Source organism: Sphaerotilus mobilis (assembly GCF_004216565.1).
GTDB classification, from domain to species: Bacteria; Pseudomonadota; Gammaproteobacteria; order Burkholderiales; family Burkholderiaceae_C; genus Sphaerotilus; species Sphaerotilus mobilis.
This window is the reverse complement of sequence record NZ_SGWV01000008.1, coordinates 300,298-322,302: the sequence shown is the minus strand read 5'-3', so window position 1 is coordinate 322,302 and position 22,005 is coordinate 300,298. Positions and strand designations below refer to the sequence as shown.

At 70.1% G+C, this 22,005-nt stretch carries 16 protein-coding genes; 4 read left to right on the top strand and 12 right to left on the bottom strand.

All coding sequences use genetic code 11. The features are described 5' to 3' along the window. Positions 1 to 7 precede the first annotated feature (7 nt). The 12 genes from EV685_RS06865 to moeA all read right to left on the bottom strand — a co-directional run bounded on the left by EV685_RS06865 (position 8) and on the right by moeA (position 18,834). Positions 8 to 1,978 (bottom strand): MacB family efflux pump subunit, encoded by a 1,971-nt coding sequence (locus tag EV685_RS06865; RefSeq protein WP_130481256.1) that lies wholly within the window; start codon positions 1,976 to 1,978, stop codon positions 8 to 10. A 25-nt stretch (positions 1,979 to 2,003) separates the two neighbouring features. Beyond that, positions 2,004 to 3,239 (bottom strand): efflux RND transporter periplasmic adaptor subunit, encoded by a 1,236-nt coding sequence (locus EV685_RS06860; protein ID WP_207224777.1) that lies wholly within the window; start codon positions 3,237 to 3,239, stop codon positions 2,004 to 2,006. A 38-nt stretch (positions 3,240 to 3,277) separates the two neighbouring features. Then, a complete protein-coding gene (locus EV685_RS06855) occupies positions 3,278 to 5,140 on the bottom strand; it encodes an ABC transporter ATP-binding protein (protein WP_165396731.1) in 1,863 nt (620 codons plus the stop codon). Between the two features lie 52 nt (positions 5,141 to 5,192). Beyond that, the gene (locus EV685_RS06850; RefSeq protein ID WP_130481254.1) at positions 5,193 to 6,329 is read right to left on the bottom strand and encodes a glycosyltransferase; all 1,137 of its coding nucleotides are present in this window, start codon (positions 6,327 to 6,329) and stop codon (positions 5,193 to 5,195) included. Then, positions 6,326 to 7,324 (bottom strand): phosphotransferase family protein, encoded by a 999-nt coding sequence (locus EV685_RS06845; RefSeq protein ID WP_130481253.1) that lies wholly within the window; start codon positions 7,322 to 7,324, stop codon positions 6,326 to 6,328. Before EV685_RS06845 ends, EV685_RS06850 begins: the two co-directional genes overlap by 4 nt. Next, positions 7,321 to 8,451 (bottom strand): glycosyltransferase, encoded by a 1,131-nt coding sequence (locus EV685_RS06840; protein WP_130481252.1) that lies wholly within the window; start codon positions 8,449 to 8,451, stop codon positions 7,321 to 7,323. The genes EV685_RS06845 and EV685_RS06840 overlap by 4 nt, the downstream gene beginning before the upstream one ends. After that, positions 8,451 to 10,535 (bottom strand): alginate lyase family protein, encoded by a 2,085-nt coding sequence (locus EV685_RS06835; RefSeq protein WP_130481251.1) that lies wholly within the window; start codon positions 10,533 to 10,535, stop codon positions 8,451 to 8,453. The genes EV685_RS06840 and EV685_RS06835 overlap by 1 nt, the downstream gene beginning before the upstream one ends. Positions 10,536 to 10,540: 5 nt before the next feature. Further along, entirely contained in the window at positions 10,541 to 11,893 is a 1,353-nt protein-coding gene (locus EV685_RS06830) for a glycosyltransferase family protein (RefSeq protein WP_130481250.1), read from the bottom strand. 251 nt (positions 11,894 to 12,144) lie between these two features. Beyond that, positions 12,145 to 13,746 carry a sigma-54-dependent transcriptional regulator gene (locus EV685_RS06825; RefSeq protein WP_242615468.1) on the bottom strand — a complete coding sequence of 534 codons (1,602 nt, stop codon included), beginning with the start codon at positions 13,744 to 13,746 and terminating at the stop codon, positions 12,145 to 12,147. A gap of 71 nt (positions 13,747 to 13,817) precedes the next feature. Continuing rightward, positions 13,818 to 15,191, bottom strand: coding sequence for a sensor histidine kinase (locus EV685_RS06820; RefSeq protein WP_130481249.1), 1,374 nt, complete (start codon positions 15,189 to 15,191; stop codon positions 13,818 to 13,820). Positions 15,192 to 15,523: 332 nt separating this feature from the next. Beyond that, positions 15,524 to 17,263 (bottom strand): PQQ-dependent methanol/ethanol family dehydrogenase, encoded by a 1,740-nt coding sequence (locus EV685_RS06815; RefSeq protein ID WP_130481248.1) that lies wholly within the window; start codon positions 17,261 to 17,263, stop codon positions 15,524 to 15,526. 278 nt (positions 17,264 to 17,541) lie between these two features. Then, on the bottom strand, positions 17,542 to 18,834 hold the full coding sequence (gene moeA / locus EV685_RS06810; RefSeq protein WP_130481247.1) for a molybdopterin molybdotransferase MoeA: 1,293 nt from the start codon (positions 18,832 to 18,834) through the stop codon (positions 17,542 to 17,544). 187 nt (positions 18,835 to 19,021) lie between these two features. On the opposite strand from moeA, the gene EV685_RS06805 reads away from it, so the two are divergent. From EV685_RS06805 to EV685_RS06790, 4 genes are all read left to right on the top strand, one after another. Then, positions 19,022 to 19,741, top strand: coding sequence for an ABC transporter permease (locus EV685_RS06805; protein ID WP_130481246.1), 720 nt, complete (start codon positions 19,022 to 19,024; stop codon positions 19,739 to 19,741). Continuing rightward, the gene (locus EV685_RS06800; protein ID WP_130481245.1) at positions 19,738 to 20,451 is read left to right on the top strand and encodes an ATP-binding cassette domain-containing protein; all 714 of its coding nucleotides are present in this window, start codon (positions 19,738 to 19,740) and stop codon (positions 20,449 to 20,451) included. The genes EV685_RS06805 and EV685_RS06800 overlap by 4 nt, the downstream gene beginning before the upstream one ends. After that, positions 20,439 to 21,317: an ABC transporter substrate-binding protein gene (locus EV685_RS06795; protein WP_130481244.1), complete on the top strand. Its 879-nt coding sequence runs from the start codon at positions 20,439 to 20,441 to the stop codon at positions 21,315 to 21,317. The genes EV685_RS06800 and EV685_RS06795 overlap by 13 nt, the downstream gene beginning before the upstream one ends. Before the next feature lie 213 nt (positions 21,318 to 21,530). Next, the gene (locus EV685_RS06790; protein WP_130481243.1) at positions 21,531 to 22,004 is read left to right on the top strand and encodes a 4Fe-4S dicluster domain-containing protein; all 474 of its coding nucleotides are present in this window, start codon (positions 21,531 to 21,533) and stop codon (positions 22,002 to 22,004) included. Position 22,005: the final 1 nt, after the last annotated feature.

The window sequence follows — 22,005 nt, the reverse complement described above, 5'->3', positions numbered from 1 at the left end:
CTGTCGTTCATTGCGTCGCCAGCGCCTGGACCGGGTCGAGCCGGGCGGCCCGTCGCGCCGGCAGGTAGCCAAACAGCAGGCCGATGCCGAGCGAGGTGCCCAGCGCCAGCACGATCGGCAGGCCGGCAAAGCGCACCGGGGCGCCGGCTTGTTCGGCCAGCGCGGCGGCGGCCAGACCCAGCGCGACGCCGATCAGGCCACCGGCGCTGCAGACCAGCAGGGCTTCGAGGTTGAACTGCATGAGGATGTGGCGCATGCGGGCGCCGCAGGCCATGCGGATGCCGATCTCGCGCACCCGCTCGGTCACCGACACCCACATGATGTTCATGACGCCGATGCCACCGACCAGCAGAGAGATCGCCGCCACCGAGCCCAGCAGCAGCGTCAGCGTGTCCTGGGTCTGGCTGGCGGTCTCCAGCAGCGAGGCCATGTTGCGGACCTGGAAGTCGTCCTTGCCGTGCCGCTCGCGCAGCAGCGCACGGACGGTGTCAGCCACGGCGTCGGCACGCGCCACGTCCTGCACCTGCACGGTGATGGCGCGCAGGTGCGCGCGGCCGTAGAGCCGCAGGCGGGCGGTCGACAGCGGCATCAGCGCGACGTCGTCCTGGTCGTTGCCGGACGCGCTGGCGCCCTTGGGGGCCAGCACGCCGATGACCAGGAACGGCACGTTGCGCACCAGCACCGTCTGGCCGACCGGGTCGCTGCCGTCCTCGAACAGCTGCTGCGCCACGGTGTGGCCCAGCACAAGCACGGCGGCCGCACCGCGTTCGTCGGCGGCGCTGTGGAAGGTGCCGGCCGCCAGCCGCCAGCCGCGCGCCTGGGCGTAGTCCACGCCGGTGCCGTTGACCTGGGTGGTGACGTCGACCGAGCCGGCGCGGATCTGCTGCGCCTGTCCGTACTCCGGCACCGCCAGCCGCACGCCAGGCAGCTCGGCGATGGCAGCGGCGTCCTCGGGCAGGAGCGAGGCGCTTTCCTCGCGGGTGCGGACATTGCGCGCGCCGGGCCGCACCACCAGCAGGTCGGCGCCCATGGCCTCGATGCGTTCGAGCACCTGGGCCTTGCTGCCATCGCCCAGTGCCAGCATGGCGACCACCGAGGCCACGCCGATCACCACGCCCAGCAGCGTCAGGGCGGTGCGCAGCAGGTGAGAGCGCAGCGCGCGCTGGGCCAGCCGGAGCGCCTCGCCCAGGTCGTGCCGCCAACTGGAACGGGCCGATGGCGGGGGCGGCGTGGCGGCCACGGGGGCCGCCGGTGCGGCAGCCGGCCCGGCCAGGCGCTGGTCTTCGACGATGCGGCCGTCCTCGATGCGGATGCGGCGCCCGGCTTGTCGGGCGACGGCCTCGTCGTGGGTGATCAGCACGAGGGTGTGGCCGGCCTCGTGCAGCTCGCGCAGCAGGGCCATGACCTGTCGGCCGCTTTCGCGATCAAGGGCGCCGGTCGGCTCATCGGCCAGGATGACCTGGGCGCCGTTCATCAGCGCGCGTGCGATCGAGACCCGCTGCTGCTGGCCGCCCGAGAGCTGATCGGGCCGATGGCCGCTGCGACCGGCCAGGCCCAGGCGGTCCAGCAGCGCGGCGGCGCGGCGGCGGCGCTCTCCGGCATCGACACCGGCATAGAGCGCCGGCACCTCGACATTGGCCAGCGCGCTGTCGCCGGCCAGCAGGTTGTAGCGCTGGAAGACGAAGCCAAAACTGTGGCGGCGCAGGGCCGCCAGCTCGTCGGCGCTGCAGCGCGAGACGTCGCGGCCTTCGTGCAGATACTGGCCCCGGCTGGGCCGGTCCAGCCCGCCCAGGATGTTCATCAGCGTGGACTTGCCCGAGCCGGACGGCCCGACGATGGCGACGTACTCGCCCGCCTCGATGCGCAGGTCGATGCCGTCCAGCACCGTGCTGGGCGCCTGCGCGGTGCCGAAGTCGCGTCCGATGCCGCGCAGCTCGATCAGCGCTGCAGCGGGTCCGGCCGTGGGGAAGGCTGTCATGGTGTCGATCCAGGTGCGCGGGGCGTCAGAAGCGCTTGAAGGCGGTCGTCGCCGTGGTCGTCTGGGCGGGCTTGGCGGCCTTGCGGTCGGCGCCGTCCCGGGCTGCGCCAGCGGCACCGCCAGCCGTGACCACGCGCTCGCCCTCGGCCAGCCCGGCGACCACCTGGACGCGGCTGCGCGTGACCACCCCGAGCTGGACCGTGCGTGCTTCGAGCCGGCCGTCGTCGTGCAGGACCTGCACCTTCGACGGAGCCTGAGCCTCGCCCGTGCCGCCCTGCAGTGCCGAGCGCGGCACGACCAGCGCGCCTTCGGCGTGCTGGCGCACAAAGCTGACCTGCGCGCTCATCTGCGGGCGCAGCGCACCGTCGGGGTTGTCGACGTCGAACAGCACCTGGTAGAGCACCACGTTGTTGACGCTCTCCGGCATCGGCAACACCTGCCGGACCTGGCCTTGCCAGCGCCGGTGCGGCTCGCCCAGCGTGCTGAAGCTCACCGGCATGCCCAGGCGGATGTGCGGCACGTCGGCCTCGGTCACCTGGGCCCAGACCGTCATGCGACCCAGGTCGGCGATGCGCACGATCACCGGCGCCTGCTGGTTGGCGACCAGGGTCTGGCCCTCGCGGGCGTTGATGGCGACCACCGTGCCGGCCATCGGCGCGTGGATGCGGGTGGCGCGCAGGCTGGCCTCGTCGGCACCGAGGTTGGCCTCGGCCTGGGCGATCTGGGCGGCAAGCGCCTGGACCTGTGCCGCCGACGACCGGGCCGCTGCCGAACTGGCCTGCAGCAGCTCTTCGCTGACCGCCTCGGCGCGGATCAGCGAGCGGTTGCGCTGCCACTGCTGCATCGCCAGCTCGGCCTGCACGCTGCGGTCCAGCCACTGCGCCTGCAGGTGGCGCAGGCCGGCCCGGCTGGCGTCGACGCGGGCTTGCAGCAGGGTGGGATCCAGCTCAGCCAGCAGCGCCTGGGCCGGCACCGTCTGGCCCAGCTGGACATGCAGGCGGCGCAGTTGGCCGCTGATCTGCGTGCCAACCTCGACCGAGCGCAAGGGCTGCAGCGTGCCGAGCGCCGCGATCTCGTCGACCAGATCGGCCCGCAGCACCGATTGGGCGACGACACCGTCGGCGACGGACGACTTGGACACGCTGCGACCCGGCCAGCCCAGGATGGCGACGGCCAGGCCGGCGACAGCCAGGCCCAGCAACAGCGGGCGTTGCACGGGCCGCGCGAGCAGGCGGAGTCGGGTCATCAGGATGGGGGTCATGGTGGAACGGGTGGGCGTCGGGGCGGGAGGTGGACGCATCACGCGCCTTCGAGCAGGGGCAAGTCAGGTGGGACCGAGCCCTCGACCGGGGCCGTCTCGGCGGTGCCGAACAGCGTGCGGTAGGCGCCGGCTTGGGCGATCAGCTCGGCGTGGCGGCCCTGCTGAACGATGCGGCCGTCCTGCAGCACGACGATCAGGTCGGCATCGAGCACGCTGTGCAACTGGTGGGCGATGACGATGCTGGTGCGCCCGGCGTGGGCCGAGGCGATCGCCGCACGCACCTGCCGCTCGGCGCTCGCGTCGAGCGCCGAGGTCGGCTCGTCGAGCAGCAGGATCGGCGGGTCCTTGATCAAGGCACGCGCCAGGCACAGGCGCTGGCGCTGTCCGCCCGACAGGGTGGCGCCGCCCGGGCCGAGCACATGGTCATAGCCACCGGGCAAGGCGCAGATGAAGTCGTGGGCCCGGGCCAGCTTGGCGGCGGCGACGATCTGGGCCTCGCTGGCGTCCTCGCGGCCGTAGGCGATGTTGTCGCGCACCCGACTGCCCGACAGCAGGTTGTCCTGCAGCACCATGCCGATCTGCTCGCGCAAGGACCGGCGGGTCCAGCGCCGCACGTCGGTGCCGTCGATGCACACGCGACCGGCATGGGGCTCGATCAGGCGCACCAGCAGGCGCGCCAGCGTCGACTTGCCAGCGCCGGACGGTCCGACGATCGCGACCCGGATGCCGGCGGGGATGTGCAGGTCGATGTCGTGCAGCACCGTGCGCTCCTCGTGGCGCACGCTGACCTGCTCGAAGCGGATGTCGCCGCGCAGGACCGGCGCGGCGACCGCGTCGGCCGCGTCCTGACCCTCGGGCTGCAGCGCCAGGATCTCCTCGATGCGCTCGATCGATGCCCGCGCCTTGGCCATGCGGGCGGCCAGCTTGGACAGCTGCTTGACCGGCTTGAACATCGCGCTCACGTAGGCCATGCAGACGAGCAAGCTGCCCGGCGACAGCTCGCCGCGCAAGGTCAGCCAGCCGCCAGCGGCCAGGATCAACGCCGTCGCGGCGGCGGTCACCAGCTCGATCAGGCGACCGGCCGCCGCCTCGGCCCGGCTGGTGCGCAGGCTCTCGTCGGTGGCACGGCGACTCTCGTCGTCGAAGCGGTCGCGCTCTTGTTGCTCGCGGCCGTAGGCCTGCACCAGGCTGACCGACTGCAGCATCTCGCCGACCCGGTGGGCCAGCCGGCCTTCGTTGGAACGCTGGCGCCGGGCGCTGGCCGTGATGCGACGCAGCCTTTGCAGCAAGAGCAGCAGCAGTGGCGGAAAGCTCAGCGTGGCCAGCGCACCCAGCCGCAGGTCCAGCGTCAGCAACAACGCCAGCATGCCCACCAGCGTCAGCGCATGGGTCGTGAAGACCAGCACCGACTCGCTGCAGACGTCGCGCAGGGTGGTCGTGTCGGCGGTGATCTTGCTCATCAGCTCGCCGCTGCGGGCCCGGCTGTGGAAGGACAGGGGCAACTGCTGGACATGCTCGAACAAGGTGCTGCGCAGGCGGTGCACGATGCGAAAGCCGATGCGCTGGGTCTGCATCTGCTGGACGAAGCCGCAGAGCGCCGCCAGCAGGGCGATCAGCATCAGCGCGCCACACAGCAGGCCAATGGCGGCCAGCGGCTCGCCGCCCAGCCAGGGCGCCACCATGGCATCCAGGCCCGACGGCGGGGTGCGGGTCGGCAGCAGGACCCGGTCGAAGGCGAGCTTGAGCGGCCAGGGCGCAGCCAGCGCGGCCAGCGTCGAGCCGAGCACGCAGACAGCGGCCAGCGCGATGGGGCCGCGCACCTGACGCAGCTCGCTCAGCACCAGCGAGCGGAAACGGGAGGGGTGGGGGGGCGGTTCGGGCTGCACAGGCATCGCGGGCATCACAGGCATCACAGGCATCACAGGCATCACAGGCAACGCGGACATCACGCGCTCACGGGGCTGCGGTGGCCAGGGCCGGCGACGCGTCGCTGGCGAAGACCCGGCGCAGGCGCGCGACGTTGTGGTGGATGTCGAAGTCGCTCTCGATGCGCGCACGGGCCTGCCGCGCCAGGCGCTCGCCCAGCGCCGGATCGGCCAGCAGTCGACCCAGCGCATCGGCCAGGGCGACGGCATCGTGCTGCGGCACCTGCAGGCCGCTGTGGCCGTCGCTGAGCACCTCCGGGATGCCGGTCACATCGGTGGACACACAGGGACAGCCCAGCGCCATCGCTTCCAGCAGCACGGTGGGCAGGCCGTCGCGGTCGCCGTCGGCACCCACCACACAGGGCGCCGCGAAGACCGCCGCGCGCTGCATCCAGTGCTGCACCTCCGACGACGGCACGGCGCCCAGCAGCCGGACCTGTTCGTTCAGGTCCAGCGTGTCGATCTGGTGCGCCAGCGTGGCCATCAGCGGGCCGCCGCCAGCGATCACGCAGCGCATGCGCAGGCCACGATCGCGCAGCAGCGCGCAGGCATCGATCAGGTCGCCGAAGCCCTTCTTCTCGATCAGGCGGCCAACGGCCAGGATCAGCGGCTCGCGCGCGCCCGCCTGAAGGCTGAAGCGCCGCAGGTCCAGGCCGTTGTAGATGCGCACGACATGGTCGGGCGCCAGGCCGTAGCGCGTGATCAGGTGCTGGCGGTTGTAGTCGCTGACGGTGACGACCTGCCGTGCCGCGCGCAGGCGCAGCGCCAGCGCGTCATGGTCCAGGTCATCCAGGAAGATGTCGCGGGCATGGGCGGTGAAGGAATAGCCGATGCCCGCGCGTTCGGCCGCCAGCCGGGCCACTTCGGCCGCGCTGTTGCCGAAGTGCGCATGCAGGTGGCGGATGCCGAGGTGGCGCACGCGTTGCGCCAGTTCCTCGGCCTGGGCCGCGATCAGCGCCTCGCCGCGCTCGGTCGATGCCGCGTCGCCCAGCCGGTGCACGGCGGCGCGCACCGCGCTGACATCGGCCTGCGCGTCCTCCGGCCGGGGATGTCGCAGGGTCTCGATGCGCAGCGGCTGGCTGGCCGCCTCGTGGGCCAGGATCTCGTTGACGATGAAGGTCTGCGACAGGCGCGGAAAGGTCTTGAGGACGTAGGCGAGGCTCATGTCGGCACTCCGGGGTTCGTGACACGCGACGGCGTCGCCAGCGCCTGTTGCGCGGCGAGCAGTTCGGCATGGATGCGGGCGGGCTCGGCGCCCAGGCGATGCGACTTGCACGCCCGCCGCAGGTGATGGAAGGCGCGCCAGACCGGCAATCGCTCGCGCAGGGCGGCCATGCGCTCCGCGCCGTAGCCCTCACACAGCGCGGCCGTGCAGTCGGCCTGATGGCCCGGCCAGCGGCGATCCAGATGGATCAGCAGGTTGGCCAGGTCCAGCGCCGGATCGGCGGCACCGGCCAGATCCCAGTCGATCAGGTCGATGCCTTGCGGCGAGACGAAGAGCTGGCGCGGATGCACGTCGCGGTGAGCCAGGGTGGCCGGCGCGCTGCGGTGGCCGTCCTCATGGCGCCGCGCGATGTCGGTCTGCACCTGACGGACCAGCGCCGTCAGCGGCGCGCATTGCCGGGCCAGGGTGTCGGGCTGGGGCCGCATCAGGGCATCGATCTGGTCGTGCAGGCGCTCGCCGGAGCGCTCGGCATGGCCCAGCACGGACGCTGGCGTGCGGTGCAGCCGGGCCAGGGCGGCGCCGGTCTGCGACAGTGCGGCCAGCAGCTTGGGGCCAGCCGGAAGGTCGCTCAGCAGCTGACCGCGGGCGGGCGCCTGCAGCAGGCAGCGGCCGTCCTGGTCGACGCCCAAGGGTTGCGGGATGTGCAGCGGGTGGCCGGTGTCCTGGGTCTGCAGGACATGGCGCAGGCGCAGCAGCCGGGCGTGCTGGGCACTGGCGCCGCGGTCAGGGTAGACCTTGGCGTAGACCTTGACGGAGACGACCCCGTTGGCGTCCCGGTCGCCGAAACCGAACACCGCACTGCCGGAGGCGACACCACCGACCTCGATCGGGGCGTTGCGCGGGTCGGCCATCTGGTCGAGCGGCCCGTAGAGCTCGCGCACCGCCCGGGTGGCGATCTCGCGCGGGCTGGCGCTGGGGTGGACCGGGGCGTTCATGGCTGGACACCCCGGCTGGCCAGACGAGTCCGGGCCAGCTCGTGCAGCAGCTGCGCTGCCGCTTCATTGCCACGACGGGGCGGCGCCAGCCGGGCGGCGCATAGACGCATCCGGCCCAGGCGCTGCGGGTCGTCCAGCAGCGTGCGCACCGACTGCGCCAGCAGGCTGGCCGCCTGCGGATCGGTGGCGTCCAGCACCTCGGCCCTGCCTGCATCGGCCAGCACCTGCACGCGCCCATGCTGGTCGTCCTTGCCCCGCGCAGACGGCAGGAACAGCGCCGGCGTGTGGGTATCCAGGATCTCGTTGACGGTGTTGTAGCCACCCTCGGCAATCACCAGATCCGACAGCGCCAGCAGGCTGACCAGCTCCGGTTCGGCGGCCAGGACCCGCAAGCCCGGCAGCGGGTCGACCGTGCCGGCATAGTTGGGTCCGAGGATGAGCAGGTGCTCGACCGGCCGGCCTGCCGCCTGCCAGGTCGGCTGCAGCGACCGGTGCGCGGCCCGCACCACCTCGAAGAAGCGCTCGGCCTGGGCGGTGAAACCGCCTCCGCCCACCGTGCTGGTGAGCACGAAGGCGCCGTCGGCCAGCCCCAGGCGCTGGCGCAGCGCCTGCTGGGCCGCCGGGCTGGTGCGGCGACGGATCGTGCCGACGCAATGGGTGCGGTCGGCCAGCGCCGCCGGCACCGGGCCGTAGTCGAGCGCCTCGTGCGGCACGATGAAGCGCGCGATCCGGTCCATCAGCGGGTGGGCATGCAAGGCGCGTTGTTCGTCAGGCAGGCACTCACGCATCACGAAGGCCAGCGCGGCGCGTGTGCTGCCGACCTCGTCGGGCGCCGGCAGCAGGGTGTCGAACACGATCACGTCCGGGTCCAGCCGCTCGACCGTGGCCTGCCAGCTGCGCGTCGGATGGGCCGGATCGGCCGCGTCCTCGACCGTCAGGCCCAGGTCGTCCGGCCAGAAGCCCGCGCCCGGTGCGGTGCGCAGGTGGAAGTCGATGCGGGCATCCGGCCGGATGCGGCGCAGCGCGGCGGCGATGTTGAGCCCGCGCATCATGTGCCCGAGCCCCCGCCGGTTGCGGACCTGGAACAGCAGGCGCGGGGCCGTGTCGTGGGCGGTCAGGGTCTGCATCACGTTTCCAGATGTCCGCCGGCATGGCGGTGCAAGGGGCGGTCGGCCGCCAGCCTCAGGCTCAGGTCGGCGGCGGCGTCGCCGATCACGAGGTGGTCGAGCACGCCCGCCTCACCTCGCCGACGACGGTGCAGCAGACGTGCATGGCCGCTGCCGCAGTCCGGTGCCAGGGTGTCGAACGCCAGCGGCTGCGCGCCGCAGGCCAACACGGTCTGGTCGACCCAGGCGCCCAGCCGGTCGTGGCCGGTGACGCGCACATGCACCTGATCGCCAACCCGCCAGGCGTCGACCGCATCGACCGCCTCGTCGGCGGTGTCGGCCGCCAGCACGCTGACGAACCAGGCGCGGTCGACAAAAGGCGTTGCCAGGCGCAGCACCGGTGCCGCCTCCTTGATGCCGTAGCTGCGGCTGACCCAGCCAGGCTGGTGTTCGAGCGGCTGGGCGCTGTCGCAGGCCAGGTGCAGGCGCCAGCCCTGCGCGGCCGCCGTCCAGACCGGCCGCTCGGTCGGGCAACGCGACACGGCGGTGCGGTCCAGCCAGTCGGCCGCCAGGTGCAGGTTCAGGACGGCCTGGTGCGCTTGGCCGTCGTCGGCCGCGACGTGGTCGATCAACAGCAGCAGGCGACGCTGTGCATGCAGGACCAGGCGGGTGTGGCGCGGCGTGTACTCATGGCTCAGCGCGGTCGCGCAGGCCCAGTCGCTGCGCCGCCCGGTCATCACGCGGCGATCTGTCGCCACCACGGCCGGACCGTGCTTGCCGATGTGCCGGCTGCGGTCCAGCCGCTCCAGCCCGGCGGCCGGCTGGCGGGCCTTGGACAGGTAGCGGGTCTGGTTACGGCCGTCGATCTCGACCGTGTTGTGTGCGGCGGTGCGCTTGAAGGCGTGGCGCCAGTCGATGCCCTCGGCATCCGGCTCGGCGTGGTAGGTGTAGCGGCCGGGGTCGACCAGCACCTGCCGGCCGCCGATGCTCAGGCAGACGTTGAAGAGGTCGTAGTGGGCATGGCTGCCGGCCCCGAGTTCGCCGAAGTCGGCGAACAGGTGCTGGCTCGTCGGGCTCGCCGCGTGGCCGATGGCCCAGTCGCTGCGGCTGAACAGGTAGCCGGCCTGGGCGAACCAGGCCGAACGTTCCGGCGGTGCCTTGCCCTGCTGCCCCGCGCTGGCCAGCCACGCCAAGGCGGCATCGCCGTGGCGACGCGCACCGGCGGCCAGCAGGCGGCGGTGGTCACCGGCGTCGGCATCGTTCATCAGCGGCATGTCGCCGTCGGGCAGTTGCAGCCAGGCCGAATGGCGCAGCGCCGCGCGCAGACGCTGCTCGAGCGCGGTCGGCAGGGGGACGCCCACCGCATCGGCCGTCAGCGCGAAGGCCATGGCGGCCTCCAGCGTGATCTGGTGGTAGTGGCTGGACAGCTCGATGTGCACGCCGTCGGCGCCGAAATCGTCCAGCAGGTTGGCGCACAGCAGGGCTTGGCTGCGCTCGCGCCAGTCTTGGCTGGACGGGTCAGCCGGCAAGGCCACCGCCACCAGCCAGACCGACAGCAGCTGGAAGGTGCGGTGGTTGCGCGACGGCCGCAGGTGGGCCAGCACGTAGGCGGCCTCGTCGCGCAGTCGGCCGTGCAGGCGATGGATCAGGCGCGCGGGCAGCCCGTCGGCACCGGCCTGTTGCAGCACGGCCAGCGACAGCAGCCAGTGCTCGATGCGCTTGGCCTCGACCTGGGCGTCGCTGCTGCGCAGTTCGCCGGTGCCCATCGTCGTCAGCCAACTGTCCAGCAGCTCGCACCAGGCCTGCAGCCAGCGCGGCTCACGCGTGGCCGTCCAGCACAGCGCCAGATCGATCAGCACCGGCATCTTGTGGTGTTCGATCAGCCACTCATGGTCCGGGCTCGGGTTGTGGCGCCAGTCGATCGGCCAGGCCAGCCGGTACCGCACGCCGACCGCGCGGTGCAGGCCTGCCAGCAGGTCGTCGGCGCGGGCCTGCCGGTCCGGGCTCAGCTCGGGCCGGGCCAGCGACAGCAAGGCGTCGACCACCGGCCGTGCCAGGGCCGGCGCGGAGTCCGCGCAAACCTCGGCGGCAAGCGGGGTGAGCATCACGCTCACCAGGCGTAGGCCGGACCACCACCCAGGCGGCTGCGCGCGAAGCCCCGGGTGAGGGCCTGCAGGGCGGTGTCCAGCGACAGGGCTTCGGACTGGGCCAGCCTTTCCTCGTCGGCCATGCCGTCGTCGACGCGCCAGCCAGAGCCGGTGGCCGGGCCGTCCTGGGCGATCAGGGCCGCCGTCTGCGCCTCCACGCCGGCCAGTCCCCGCATCTCGAAGCGCGCCAGCGCGCTGCTCGGTCGCTGACCCTGCTGGAACTGCGCGGTGATGGCGCGCAGCAGCGTTTCCTCGTTGAGCTGGTCCGGATGGATGGCGCTGAACAGCCCCGCGCGCTGCATGCGGTCAGCCCGCACCGCCTGTTCGAGCGAGGGTTCGACGCGCGGCACGACCACCGCCGGCTTGCGCAGCGTCAACAGCTCGCAGACGGTGTTGTAGCCACCCATGCAGACGACCACGTCGGCCGTGTTCATGCAGCCCAACATGTCGGCGGTGAACTCGCGCAGCACCACGCTGGGCAACAGATCGGCCTGGCGACGCAGATCGCTGCGCAGGCCGGGCGGCATCTCCGGGCCGGTGATCAGCAGGCTGCGGAAGGGCAGGGGCGCGCCAGCGGCATCGGCGCTGGCGACCAGGTCCAGATGGGTCTGCAGCAGGCGATGGCCGTCGGCACCGCCTCCGGCGGTCACCAGCACCAGCGGGGCTTGCGCCGGCAGGTCGAGATCGGCGCGCACACGTTCAGCCGGGGCATGGGCGCCCGGCCGTGCCAGATAGCCGCAATACCGCACCTTGGCTGCCGAAGCGGGCGGGAAGTCGTACTCGCGCACGACGTCGAACACGCTGGCCTCGCCGACCACCAGGATGCTGTCGACGTGGCGCTCGATCGCCTCGTGGTAGCGGCCCTGCTGCCACTGACGGCGGGTGCGCGCCGGCTCGTCGAGGATGTCGCGCAGCAGCAAGGCCACCCGCGGGGCCCGCGGCCCGCGGCTGAGCGCGTCGAGCATCGGTTCGAGCTCGTCGTCGATGCCCAGCGGCTTCTTGTCGACCAAGATCAGGTCGGGCGCGAAGTCCAGCGCGGCCATCAGGATCATGTTGGCGCGCATCCGGATGGTCGAGGCGTAGTCCAGCGCCAGCGTCTTGACACCCGCCGCACCACGTTCGCTGCGGCTGACGCAGGGCAGCTTGATGTAGTCGACCCGCTCCGGAATCCGGAAGGCCTGGATCATCGGCGAGCCCGTCACCACCAGCACCGACAGCTGCGCGTCGCTGTCGACCAGGTGCCGGGTGATCTCCAGCATGCGACGGATGTTGCCCAGACCGTAGGTGTCGTGGGAGTAAACCAGGATGCGTTTCATGCGCGGGCTCCGGCAGATCGGGGTTCGAGAGAACTCGAATAATGGGATGCAATCCCATCCTCAATTGCAGAAGTCGTGCCAGCTTTGAACCCATGGCAGGCTGTGGCAAGCCTGAATCAGGAATAACGCAATGAAATCAGGGGCTTGAAGGCGAAACTGTCACCAACTTGTCATCAAGCGGCCGACTCGGGACACGCGCGGACCTGCGCAATACCACCCACCCAACGCTGATTTCACCCAACTGGGCCCCATCAGCCCAAGTCCGACGGGCCGCGCGGCGCGAAGCTCATGCGGCGCTGCAGGCCGTGCTTTTCCAGCCGGTAGCGCAGCGCGTCGCGTGTCAGGTTGAGGGCCTGGGCGGTGCGCGAGACGTTCCAGTGGCAACGCTCCAGCGCCGCCACCAGCGCCTCGCGTTCGGCCGCCACCGCCGGGTCGACCGGGATGTTCACCGGGTTCAGGCCGCCAGGGCCGCTGTGACCGCCCGGGTTGCCACCCAGGCCGCCGAAGCCGGAGTTGCCGAAGCTCGGGTTGCCGAATCCGGAACCGGCGAAGGCCCCGAAGTTGCTCGCCTGGAAGCCGTTGCCGGCCCGGCTGGAGGTCAGCCCGCTTTCCATCACCGGCATGGCCGGTGGCGCACTCTGGCGGGCCGGGGACATGCTGACCAGCGCGAGGTGCTGGTCCTCGATCGGCCCGTTGCCGCACATCAGCAGGGCCTGTTCGAGCACGTTGCGCAGCTCGCGCACATTGCCCGGCCAGCCATGGGCCAGCATGCGGCGTTGCGCCGCCGCGCTGAGTGCCGGTGGCTTGCGGCCATACCGCGCGGCCAGCTCGGACAGGAAATGGTCGGCCAACAGCAGCGCGTCCCGCTCGCGCTCGCGCAGCGGTGCGATCACCATGCGCACGACGCAGAGCCGGAAATAGAGGTCGGCACGGAAACGGCCTTCCTGCACCAGCGTCTCCAGCGGCCGATGGGTGGCGGCGATCACGCGCACGTCCACGCTCAGCTCGCGCAGGCCGCCGACCCGGCGCATGGTGCGTTCCTCCAGCAGCTTGAGCAGCTTGGCCTGCAAGCCCAGGTCCATGTCGCCGATCTCGTCGAGAAAGAGCGTGCCGCCTTCGGCCGTCTCGACCAGGCCGAGCTTGCGTTCGTTGGCACCGGTGAAGGCGCCACGCTCGTGGCCAAACAGCTCGGACTCCAGCAACTGGGCCGGCAGCGCGGCGCAGTTCAGCTCGACAAAGGGCTTGTCGCGGCGCCGGCCACCGAAGTGCAGCGTGCGTGCGACCACCTCCTTGCCGGTGCCGGTCTCACCCAGGATGAGCACGGCCGGCGGCGTGGATTGCGGCGAGGTGCTCATGTGCGACTCGGCATCGAGCAACTGCTGCAGCGAGCTGCGCAACTGCCGGATCGCCACCGACTCGCCGACCAGGCCGTGGCGCGGCAGCGCCTCGTTGTCGCGCGAGGTCAGGTAGTCGATGTTGCGGTCACGGCGGGCGTCGTCCATGGCCTTGTCCAGCACCAGCTTGAGCTTGGCCAGCGAGACCGGCTTGGTCAGGAACTCGCGCGCACCCAGCTTCATCGCCTCGACCGCCATCTCGACGTTGCCATGGCCGGTGATCATCACCACGGGCAGGGTCGGTGCGGTTTCCTGCAGCCGGCGCAGGGCCTCCAGGCCGTCCATGCCCGGCAGGTTGAAGTCCAGCACCACGGCATCGGGCTTGAAGCGATCCATCAGCGCCAGCCCTTCCTCGGCGGTCTCGGCGATGCGGACCTCGCAGTCGTGGTGCTCCAGATAGAGCCCCATGTTCTTGGCCAGGATGGTTTCGTCCTCGATCAGCAAGATGGCTTTGCGCATGTGTGATCTCCCGAGAGCTGGGTGTCGTTGTGTTTGTGTGGGCAGTACGTCGAGCAAGAAATCCTGGGCGATCAGCCGTGGGCCGGCATGCGCACGTGCACAGAGGTGCCGTGGCCGGGCGCGCTGTCGATCTCGAGCGTGCCGTCCAGCCGCTCGACGACCCGGCGCGCCAGCGCCAGGCCAACGCCCAGGCCACGCGGCTTGGTCGTGAAGAAGGGCTGGCCGGCGCAGCGCAGCTCGGCCGCGGTCATGCCTGGGCCGTTGTCGCTGATGGTGACGGTGATGCGACGCCCGCCCGCATCGAGTTCGGCCTGCACGCGGATGCGGCCGCCGTTGACGCAGGCCTCCAGCGCGTTGGACAGCAGGCTGCGCAGCACCTGCCCGATCAGCAGCGCATTGCCGCGCACGGCCGGCAGGCGATCGGGCAGGTCGGTCTCGATCTGGATGCCGCGCCGGGCGAATTCCCGCCGGCTTTCATCCAGACAGGTCTGGATCAGTGGCGACAGGGCCACCGGCACCTGTTCGGCATGCAGGGGGCGGGCATAGGACAGCAGCTCGTTGACCCACTGTTCCAGTCGGTCGCACTCGGAGATCACGTCATCGACCGCCTGCTCGACCAGCGCCGGCGTTCCGACCTGGATCAGCTCGGCCGAGCTGCGGATCGACGCCAGCGGGTTGCGGATGCCGTGGGCGACCGCTGTGCTCATCTCGCCGATGACGGCCATCTTCTCGTGGTCGAGCAGGCGTTCCTGCTGGCGCTGCATGGTCAGGTCGGCGCGCCGGATCAGGCCGAACAGGGCCATGTAGAGCAGCACGGCGCAGACCACGCCGCCCACCGCGATGTAGACATGCAACTCCTGCAGGGCCTGCTGGAGTGCCTTGGGCCGCTTGTAGAACTCGATCGCGCCGACCACCTCGCCAGCCAGCGCATCGACCACGGGCACGTAGGTCTCCATGAAGATGCCGTGCTCCAGCCGGGGCGCTTCGCGTTCCTCGACGCCATGCTCGATGAAGTCGTCGTCACGCTGGCTCACCACCTCGCCCCGCAGCGCGGCTTCGAGGTTGGGGTTGTGCTGGTACTGACGGCCGATCAGGCGCCCGTCGCTGGACCAGATCACCTCATGGTCGCGGTTGTAGACGTTGGCGCGCAGCACGTCGGGCATCGCCGCCAGATGGGACAGGGCGGTGCGGACATGCGGCTCCGGGGGCTGCTTCGGTCCGCTGACGAACAGCAACATGGGGCGCTCAACCCGCATCAGGCTGTTGACGAACTCGGCGGTCAGCACCGCCTGCTGGTTCATCAGGCGGTCCGAGAAGAACCAGTTCAGCAGCAGGGCCAGGGCCAGCGTGATGACCGAGATCGATGCCAGCGCCACGACCGCGAACCAGCGTGTCAGGCTGAAGGCCTGGAGATCGCGCTTCGAGGCAGGCGTCTGGAAGGACATGGCAGGTGCAATCGATGGCAAGAGGCGCTGCAATCATGGGAGAGGGTCCCATCCTTGATCGCAGTTTCCGTGCCCAAGCGGGGACTCCCGCACGAATCACCGTCTTTTGTGGTGATCGTCGCCAATCTTCTCGCTAAATGCGTTCAAACCACGCATTGTGGCCAGCCCCAACGGAAGGTCTTGGCGGATCGGATGGGGCATATCAACCAGGCCGTGTGCAGATGCCCCACATGGGTCCACCAACGACAACGGCGACCCGAAGGTCGCCGTTGCGTGGGCCGCGTCACCAGGACGCGGCAGGTTGGTTCAGCAGGCCCGGGGCCCGCCGGAACTCACTTCATCAGCTTGAAGACCCAGACCGAACCACCTTGCTCCAGGTAGTTGACCTTCTTGGCCACGTCGCCGCCCCACAGCGGGACCGCGCCGCCCCAGCCAGAGGCCACGGCGACGTACTGTTCGCCACCTTCGCTCCAGGTCACCGGCGGGGCCACGACGCCCGAACCGGTCTGGAACTTCCAGACGATCTTGCCGGTCTTGGCGTCAGCCGCCTGCAGATAGCCTTCCGGGGTGCCCCAGAAGACCAGGTTGCCGCCAGTGGTCAGCACGCCACCCCACAGCGGGGCGTTGTTCGGGGCTTCCCAGACGATCTTGCCGGTCTTGGGGTCGATCGCACGCATCGCGCCGATGGGGCCGTCGCCCAGCGTCTTGATGGTGAAGCCGGCGCCCAGGTAGGCCGCGCCCTTCTTGTAGGTGACGGGCTCGTTCCAGATCTCCATGCCCCATTCGTTGGCCGGCACGTAGAACAGCTTCGTGTCGGGCGAGTAGGCCATCGGCATCTGGTTCTTGCCGCCCAGGAAGGACGGTGCAGAGAACACCGAGTTGCCCTTCTTGCCGTCAGAGCCGGCGGTCGGGTCGCCCGGACGGTTTTCCGGCACGTAGTTCGGACGGCCGGTCTTCAGGTCGATGCCAGTGGCCCAGGTGATCTTCTTGACGAAGGGGAAGGCGTTCTCCAGCTTGCCGTTCTTCGCGTCCATGACGTAGAAGAAGCCGTTGCGGTCGGCCTTGCCGCCGAGGATCTTGCCGCCGTCTTCGTAGGTCACCAGTTCGTTGACGCCGTCGAAGTCCCAGCCGTCGTTCGGCGTGGTCTGGTAGTGCCAGACGATCTTGCCGGTCTTGATGTCGATGGCGACGGTGGCGCAGCTGAAGAGGTTGTCACCCTTGCGCAGGTGGCTGTTCCACGGCGCCGGGTTGCCGGTGCCGAAGTAGGCCAGGCCCGTCTTCGGGTTGTAGGTGCCGCCCAGCCAGGTGGCCGAGCCGCCGGTCTTCCACAGGTCGCCCGGCCAGGTCTGGCCGGTCGTGCCGGAGACGCCGTTTTCCTTCTTGTTGCCGTCCTTGTCGTACATGTAGCCCATGTGGCCTTCGACGGTCGGACGGGTCCAGACCAGCGCGCCGGTCTTGGGGTCACGCGCTTCGACGCGGCCAGTGACGCCGAACTCGCCGCCAGACACGCCGGTCAGCAGCAGGCCGCCAGCGATCAGCGGCGCGGCCGAGGCCGAGTAGCCGGCGGCGTAGTCGTCGATCTTTTCCTTCCAGACCACTTCGCCGGTGTCCTGGTTCAGGGCCACCAGCTGGGCGTCCAGCGTGGCGAAGATGACGAGGTTGTCGTACAGGGCGGCGCCACGGTTGATCACGTCGCAGCAGGGCATGATGCCGTCCGGCAGGCGATGCTCGTACTTCCACAGCTTGGTGCCGGTCTTGGCGTCCAGCGCAAAGATGCGCGAGTAGGACGCCGTCACGAACATCTTGCCGTTGTGGATCACCGGCTGAGATTCCTGGCCGCGCTGCTTCTCGCCGCCGAAGGAGAACGACCACACCGGCACCAGCTTGTTGATCGTCGACGGGTTGATCTGCTTGAGCGGCGAATAGCGCTGGCCCTGTTGGCCGATGCCCCAGCTCAGCACGTCACCCGTGCTGGCGGCGTCGTTCTCGATCATCTTGTCGGTCACGGCCGCTTGTGCGGACAGCGACGACAGGGAAGCTGCAACCAGCAGGCTCAGCAAACTCATCTTCATGGGGATGTCTCCTCGGCGAGGTGTGTCATGGCGGCTTGAACTTGGCCGCCCGGGAATCCTTCCTGGGCAACAAGCGTGCCAATACACAAACGGGGTTTCGGCGCATGTCCTGCTGCTTTTGACCCCCCAGACTTGCGGGTTAGTCCGCAGCGGGTGTGCCAGCCTTGAGCAAATGACCAGCCGGTGTCCGGCCTGGGACGGCCACCTCACCGTGCGTCTGTCACAGGCCGGCGTGCAGGGAAACCCGCAACTGGCCGATCAGGTCCGGCCGGGCCGCTTCAAACCAGGCCGTCGAACAGCCAGACCTCGACCGTCTCGCCAGCGGCCACCGAAGCCTGCTCGTGGCCCAGCACGACTAAGGCATTGGCCTCGCTCATGCTGCGCAGGATGCCGGCACCCTGGGCGCCGGTCAGCCGCACCGACCAGCCACCGTCGGCCGCGCGGGCGACGATGCCGCGCTGGAACTCGGTCCGGCCAGGCCGCTTGCGGATGGCGGTCTCGCAGCGCACCCGCAGCGTCGGCAGCGGTTGGGCATCGGCTCCGCCAAGCTGCAACAGCGCTTCGCGCACGAAGGCGTAGAAGGTCACGAGGCTCGCGACCGGATTGCCTGGCAGCGCAAACAACCAGCGTAGCGGCTGGCCGTCGGGTGCCGTCAAGGGGCCGAAGGCAAAGGGCCGGCCCGGTCGCATCGCCACCTTCCAGAAGTCAACCCGGCCCAGCCGCGCCAGCAGCGCGCGGGTGTGGTCGGCATCACCGACGCTGACGCCGCCGCTGGTCAGCACCACGTCGGCCTCTGCGATGGCGCGTTCCAGCGTGGCGGCCAGCGCGTCCGGGTCGTCGCGCACCAGGCCCAGGTCGAGCACCTCGACACCCAGGCGGCTCAGCGCGCCGGTCAGCGTGTGGCGGTTGCTGTCGTAGATGCAGCCCGGATCAAGCGGCTGGCCCAGGTCGCGCAGTTCGTTGCCGGTCGAGAACAGGGCGACCCGCAGGCGCCGGCGGACCGTCACCGTGCCGATGCCCAACGAGGCGATCAGTCCCAGCTCGGCCGGCCGCAACAGCCGCCCGGCCGGTACGGCAGGCTTGCCACGGGCGAGGTCCTCGCCAGCATGGCGGCGGTTCTCGCCGGGTTGCACGACGCCGGCCGACAACGTCACCACGACGTGTCCGTCGCGGTTTTCGGCGCGGCACAGTTCCTGTGGCACGACGGTGTCGAGCCCGGCGGGCATGACTGCGCCGGTCATGATGCGCACGCAGGTGCCGCTTGGCACCTGGAAGTCCGGCACCGCGCCGGCATGCAGCGTGGCGACCACCTGCAGCTTGACCTCGCCGCCGACCGGCGGGAGGTCCGTCGACGCGAAGGCATAGCCATCCATCGCCGAGTTGTCGTGCGCCGGCACGTTGATCGGCGAGATCACCGGCTCAGCCAGCACCCGGCCGAGCGCCTGGTGCAGGGCCACGGTCTCGTCGCCAGTGACGGGCACCAGCGCGGCGGCGATGGCGGCGCGGGCCTGGTCGACGCTCAGGTGCGCATCGCCGGTGATCAGGGGGGAGGGGCCGAGGGCTGCGGTCATCGGGCGGTGGGCTCGCGGTGGATCGGTGGCGGGCCCGGATGGTAGCCAGCGGGTGTCCCGTCGAGGAGAAGGAAGCACCCTGTTATGCACGGAGACACATATCGCCAGCCTCCTGCAAGATCCGCAGAATCCCATCCTACATGAACGGTCTTTCCTATCTTGCGGGCCATCCGGCCGTCTCTGCGCGATGACGACGCTGGCTTTGAGCCTGTCCACGGCCGTTGATCTGATCGTTCGCGGCGACCCTGCCGTGCGACAGATCGTGGTGTTGTCCTTGCAGGTCAGCGGTGCGGCCTGCGCCATCGGAGCGGCCTTCGGCCTGCTGCTGGGGGCCTGGATGGCGGTGGCGCGATTTCCGGGCCACGCGCTGGCGGTCTGGCTGCTCAACACCTTGCTGGCCCTGCCTTCGGTCGTGGTCGGCCTGCTGGTCTACCTGCTGCTGTCGCGCAGCGGACCGCTCGGTTCGCTGGGCATCCTGTTCACGCCCTCGGCCATGGTGGTGGCGCAGAGCATCCTGGTCGTGCCCCTGATCGCTGCGCTCACGCGTCGCCTGGTCATCGACGGCATGGCCGAAGGCGGCGACCAGTTGCGCTCGATGGGTGCCGGGCCCTTGATGGGTGCGCTGCTGGTGCTGCTGCACGAGCGCCTGTCGGTGCTGACCGTGCTGCTGACGGCCTTCGGTCGAGCGGTGGCCGAAGTCGGCGCGGTGATGATCGTCGGCGGCAACATCGACGGTGTGACCCGCGTGATGACCACCGCCATCGCGCTGGAGACCAGCAAGGGCGACCTGCCGCTGGCGTTGGCGCTTGGCCTGCTGTTGCTGGGTGTCGTCGGCGTCATCAATGGGGTGGTCGGCTGGCTGCAGCCCCAAGGACTGCGGGCGGCTGGCGAGGGTGCCGTCGGATGAACGCTGACCTGATCACGCTGCGTCGAGCAGGCGTTGTCTTCGGCGCGGTGCCGGCACTGGTCGAAATCGACCTGACGTTGCGACGTGGCGACCGGCTGGCGCTGGTCGGCGCCAACGGCTCGGGCAAGACCACGCTGCTGCGCCGCCTGCATGGCCTGATCGACGGGCCTGGCGAGCGCACGCTGCACCTGTGCGAGCGGGGCCGGCCGCCGGTCATGGCGATGCTGTTCCAGCGACCTTTCCTGCTGCACCTGAGCGCGCGCCGCAACCTGACGCTGGCCCTGTGGCTGGCCGGCGTCCCGCGTGACGAACGCCGTGCGCGCGCCGATGCGGCGCTGGAGCGGGTCGGCCTGCAGACGCTTGCCCAGCGTTCGGCCCGTGCCTTGTCCGGAGGGCAGCAGCAGCGTCTGGCCCTGGCGCGGGCCTGGGCATTGCGGCCCGACGTCCTGTTCCTGGATGAGCCGACCGCCAGCTTGGACCCGAGCGCCAAGCGCGAAGTCGAGACGCTGATCGACGAGTTCGCGCGCGATGGCGTCACCCTCGTCATGAGCACGCACAACCTCGGCCAGGCCAAGCGCCTGGCCAGCCGGGTGGTCCACCTCGAGGCTGGCCGGCTGGTGGTCGACTTGCCTGTGGACCGATTCTTCCGTGACACCCTGCCGCCCGCAGCGGCGCAATTCCTGAAAGGCGAACTTCCATGGACCACCTGAACCTGTCCGGCTGCCCGGCCACGCCCGCCCGCCGTCACCTGCTCGCAGCGGCCTTGTGCCTGGCGGGCCTGCTGGCTGGTGCGCTGCCAGCCGCTGCGCAGGAGAAGTTCATCGTCGTGGCGTCCACCACGTCGACCGAGCAGTCCGGCCTGTTTGGCCACCTGCTGCCGATTTACAAGACCGCCACCGGCACGGAAGTCCGGGTGGTCGCGCTGGGCACCGGCCAGGCGCTGGACATGGGCCGCCGCGGCGATGCCGACGTGGTCTTTGTGCATGACCAGGTGGCCGAAGAGAAGTTCGTCGCCGACGGGTTCGGCGTCAAGCGCCTACCGGTCATGTACAACGACTTCGTGCTGATTGGCCCTGCCGCCGATCCGGCCAAGGTCAAGGGCCGCGACATCGTGGCCGCACTGCAAAAGCTGGCTGGCGCGACGGCCGCCAGCGGCGCGACCTTCATCTCGCGCGGCGACAAGAGTGGTACCCACGCTGCCGAGCTGCGCTACTGGAAGCAGGCCGGCACCGACATCGCCAGCGGCGCCGCCAAGCCGACGGGCTACCGCGAATGCGGTTGTGGCATGGGCCCGGCGCTCAACATGGCCGCCAGCACCGGCGCCTATGTGCTGGCCGACCGCGGCACGTGGCTGTCATTCAAGAACCGCGCCGATCTGGCCGTGCTGGTCGAAGGTGACATGAAACTGTTCAACCAGTACGGCGTGATGCTGGTCAATCCGGCCAAGCACCCGCATGTCAAGCAAGCGGCCGGTCAGCAGTTCGTCGACTGGGTGGTGTCGCCGGCCGGCCAATCGGCCATCGCGGCCTACAAGATCGGCGGCGAGCAGTTGTTCTTCCCGAACGCGCCGCGCTGAGCCGCCGGGCCGTTCGCGGCCGGCGTCGGACGAATCGACGTACCAGGCTGGGACAGACTTTCAGGTCGTCCCCCATACCCGCATGAGTTCTACGGGTTAGGCCTAGGTAGGCATCGGCTATCGCTATGCAGATGATTGCATAGAGCTGCTCGAAGGCATGGCCTGCGGGAAGCGTTCACTCCTACCCACGGAACGACTGCGGAGAACCCCGTCATGCAGAAGAGCCTCCACATCAACCCGGACAAGTGCACGGGTTGTCTCCAGTGCGAGATGGCCTGTTCTTACGAGAACTACGGTGTATTTGCCACCGCGAAGTCGCGCATCAAGGTGTTCGACTTCCACGAGACCGGCCGCAAGGTGCCCTACACCTGCACCCAGTGCGACGAGGCCTGGTGCCTGCACGCATGCCCGGTCGAGGCCATCACGGTCGACAAGTCCACTGGCGCCAAGGTCGTCAACGACAGCACCTGTGTGGGCTGCAAGGTCTGCACGATCTCCTGCCCCTTCGGCACGATCAACTACGTGCAGGAAACCGGCAAGGTCCAAAAGTGCGACCTGTGCGGCGGCGAACCGGCCTGTGCCGAAGCCTGCCCCACTGGCGCGATCACCTTCATCGATGCCAACTGGACCGGTCTGAACAAGATGCAGGCCTGGGCGGACAAGCTCGGCAACCAAACCGCCGCGTAAG

What these genes read in the sequence shown, in the direction of transcription:
- EV685_RS06865 (WP_130481256.1), bottom strand. Translation starts at nt 1,978, where the DNA reads ATGACAGCCTTCCCCACGGCCGGACCCGCTGCAGCGCTGATCGAGCTG.
- EV685_RS06860 (WP_207224777.1), bottom strand. Translation starts at nt 3,239, where the DNA reads ATGACCCCCATCCTGATGACCCGACTCCGCCTGCTCGCGCGGCCCGTG.
- EV685_RS06855 (WP_165396731.1), bottom strand. Translation starts at nt 5,140, where the DNA reads ATGCCCGCGATGCCTGTGCAGCCCGAACCGCCCCCCCACCCCTCCCGT.
- EV685_RS06850 (WP_130481254.1), bottom strand. Translation starts at nt 6,329, where the DNA reads ATGAGCCTCGCCTACGTCCTCAAGACCTTTCCGCGCCTGTCGCAGACC.
- EV685_RS06845 (WP_130481253.1), bottom strand. Translation starts at nt 7,324, where the DNA reads ATGAACGCCCCGGTCCACCCCAGCGCCAGCCCGCGCGAGATCGCCACC.
- EV685_RS06840 (WP_130481252.1), bottom strand. Translation starts at nt 8,451, where the DNA reads ATGCAGACCCTGACCGCCCACGACACGGCCCCGCGCCTGCTGTTCCAG.
- EV685_RS06835 (WP_130481251.1), bottom strand. Translation starts at nt 10,535, where the DNA reads ATGCTCACCCCGCTTGCCGCCGAGGTTTGCGCGGACTCCGCGCCGGCC.
- EV685_RS06830 (WP_130481250.1), bottom strand. Translation starts at nt 11,893, where the DNA reads ATGAAACGCATCCTGGTTTACTCCCACGACACCTACGGTCTGGGCAAC.
- EV685_RS06825 (WP_242615468.1), bottom strand. Translation starts at nt 13,746, where the DNA reads ATGCGCAAAGCCATCTTGCTGATCGAGGACGAAACCATCCTGGCCAAG.
- EV685_RS06820 (WP_130481249.1), bottom strand. Translation starts at nt 15,191, where the DNA reads ATGTCCTTCCAGACGCCTGCCTCGAAGCGCGATCTCCAGGCCTTCAGC.
- EV685_RS06815 (WP_130481248.1), bottom strand. Translation starts at nt 17,263, where the DNA reads ATGAAGATGAGTTTGCTGAGCCTGCTGGTTGCAGCTTCCCTGTCGTCG.
- moeA (WP_130481247.1), bottom strand. Translation starts at nt 18,834, where the DNA reads ATGACCGCAGCCCTCGGCCCCTCCCCCCTGATCACCGGCGATGCGCAC.
- EV685_RS06805 (WP_130481246.1), top strand. Translation starts at nt 19,022, where the DNA reads ATGACGACGCTGGCTTTGAGCCTGTCCACGGCCGTTGATCTGATCGTT.
- EV685_RS06800 (WP_130481245.1), top strand. Translation starts at nt 19,738, where the DNA reads ATGAACGCTGACCTGATCACGCTGCGTCGAGCAGGCGTTGTCTTCGGC.
- EV685_RS06795 (WP_130481244.1), top strand. Translation starts at nt 20,439, where the DNA reads ATGGACCACCTGAACCTGTCCGGCTGCCCGGCCACGCCCGCCCGCCGT.
- EV685_RS06790 (WP_130481243.1), top strand. Translation starts at nt 21,531, where the DNA reads ATGCAGAAGAGCCTCCACATCAACCCGGACAAGTGCACGGGTTGTCTC.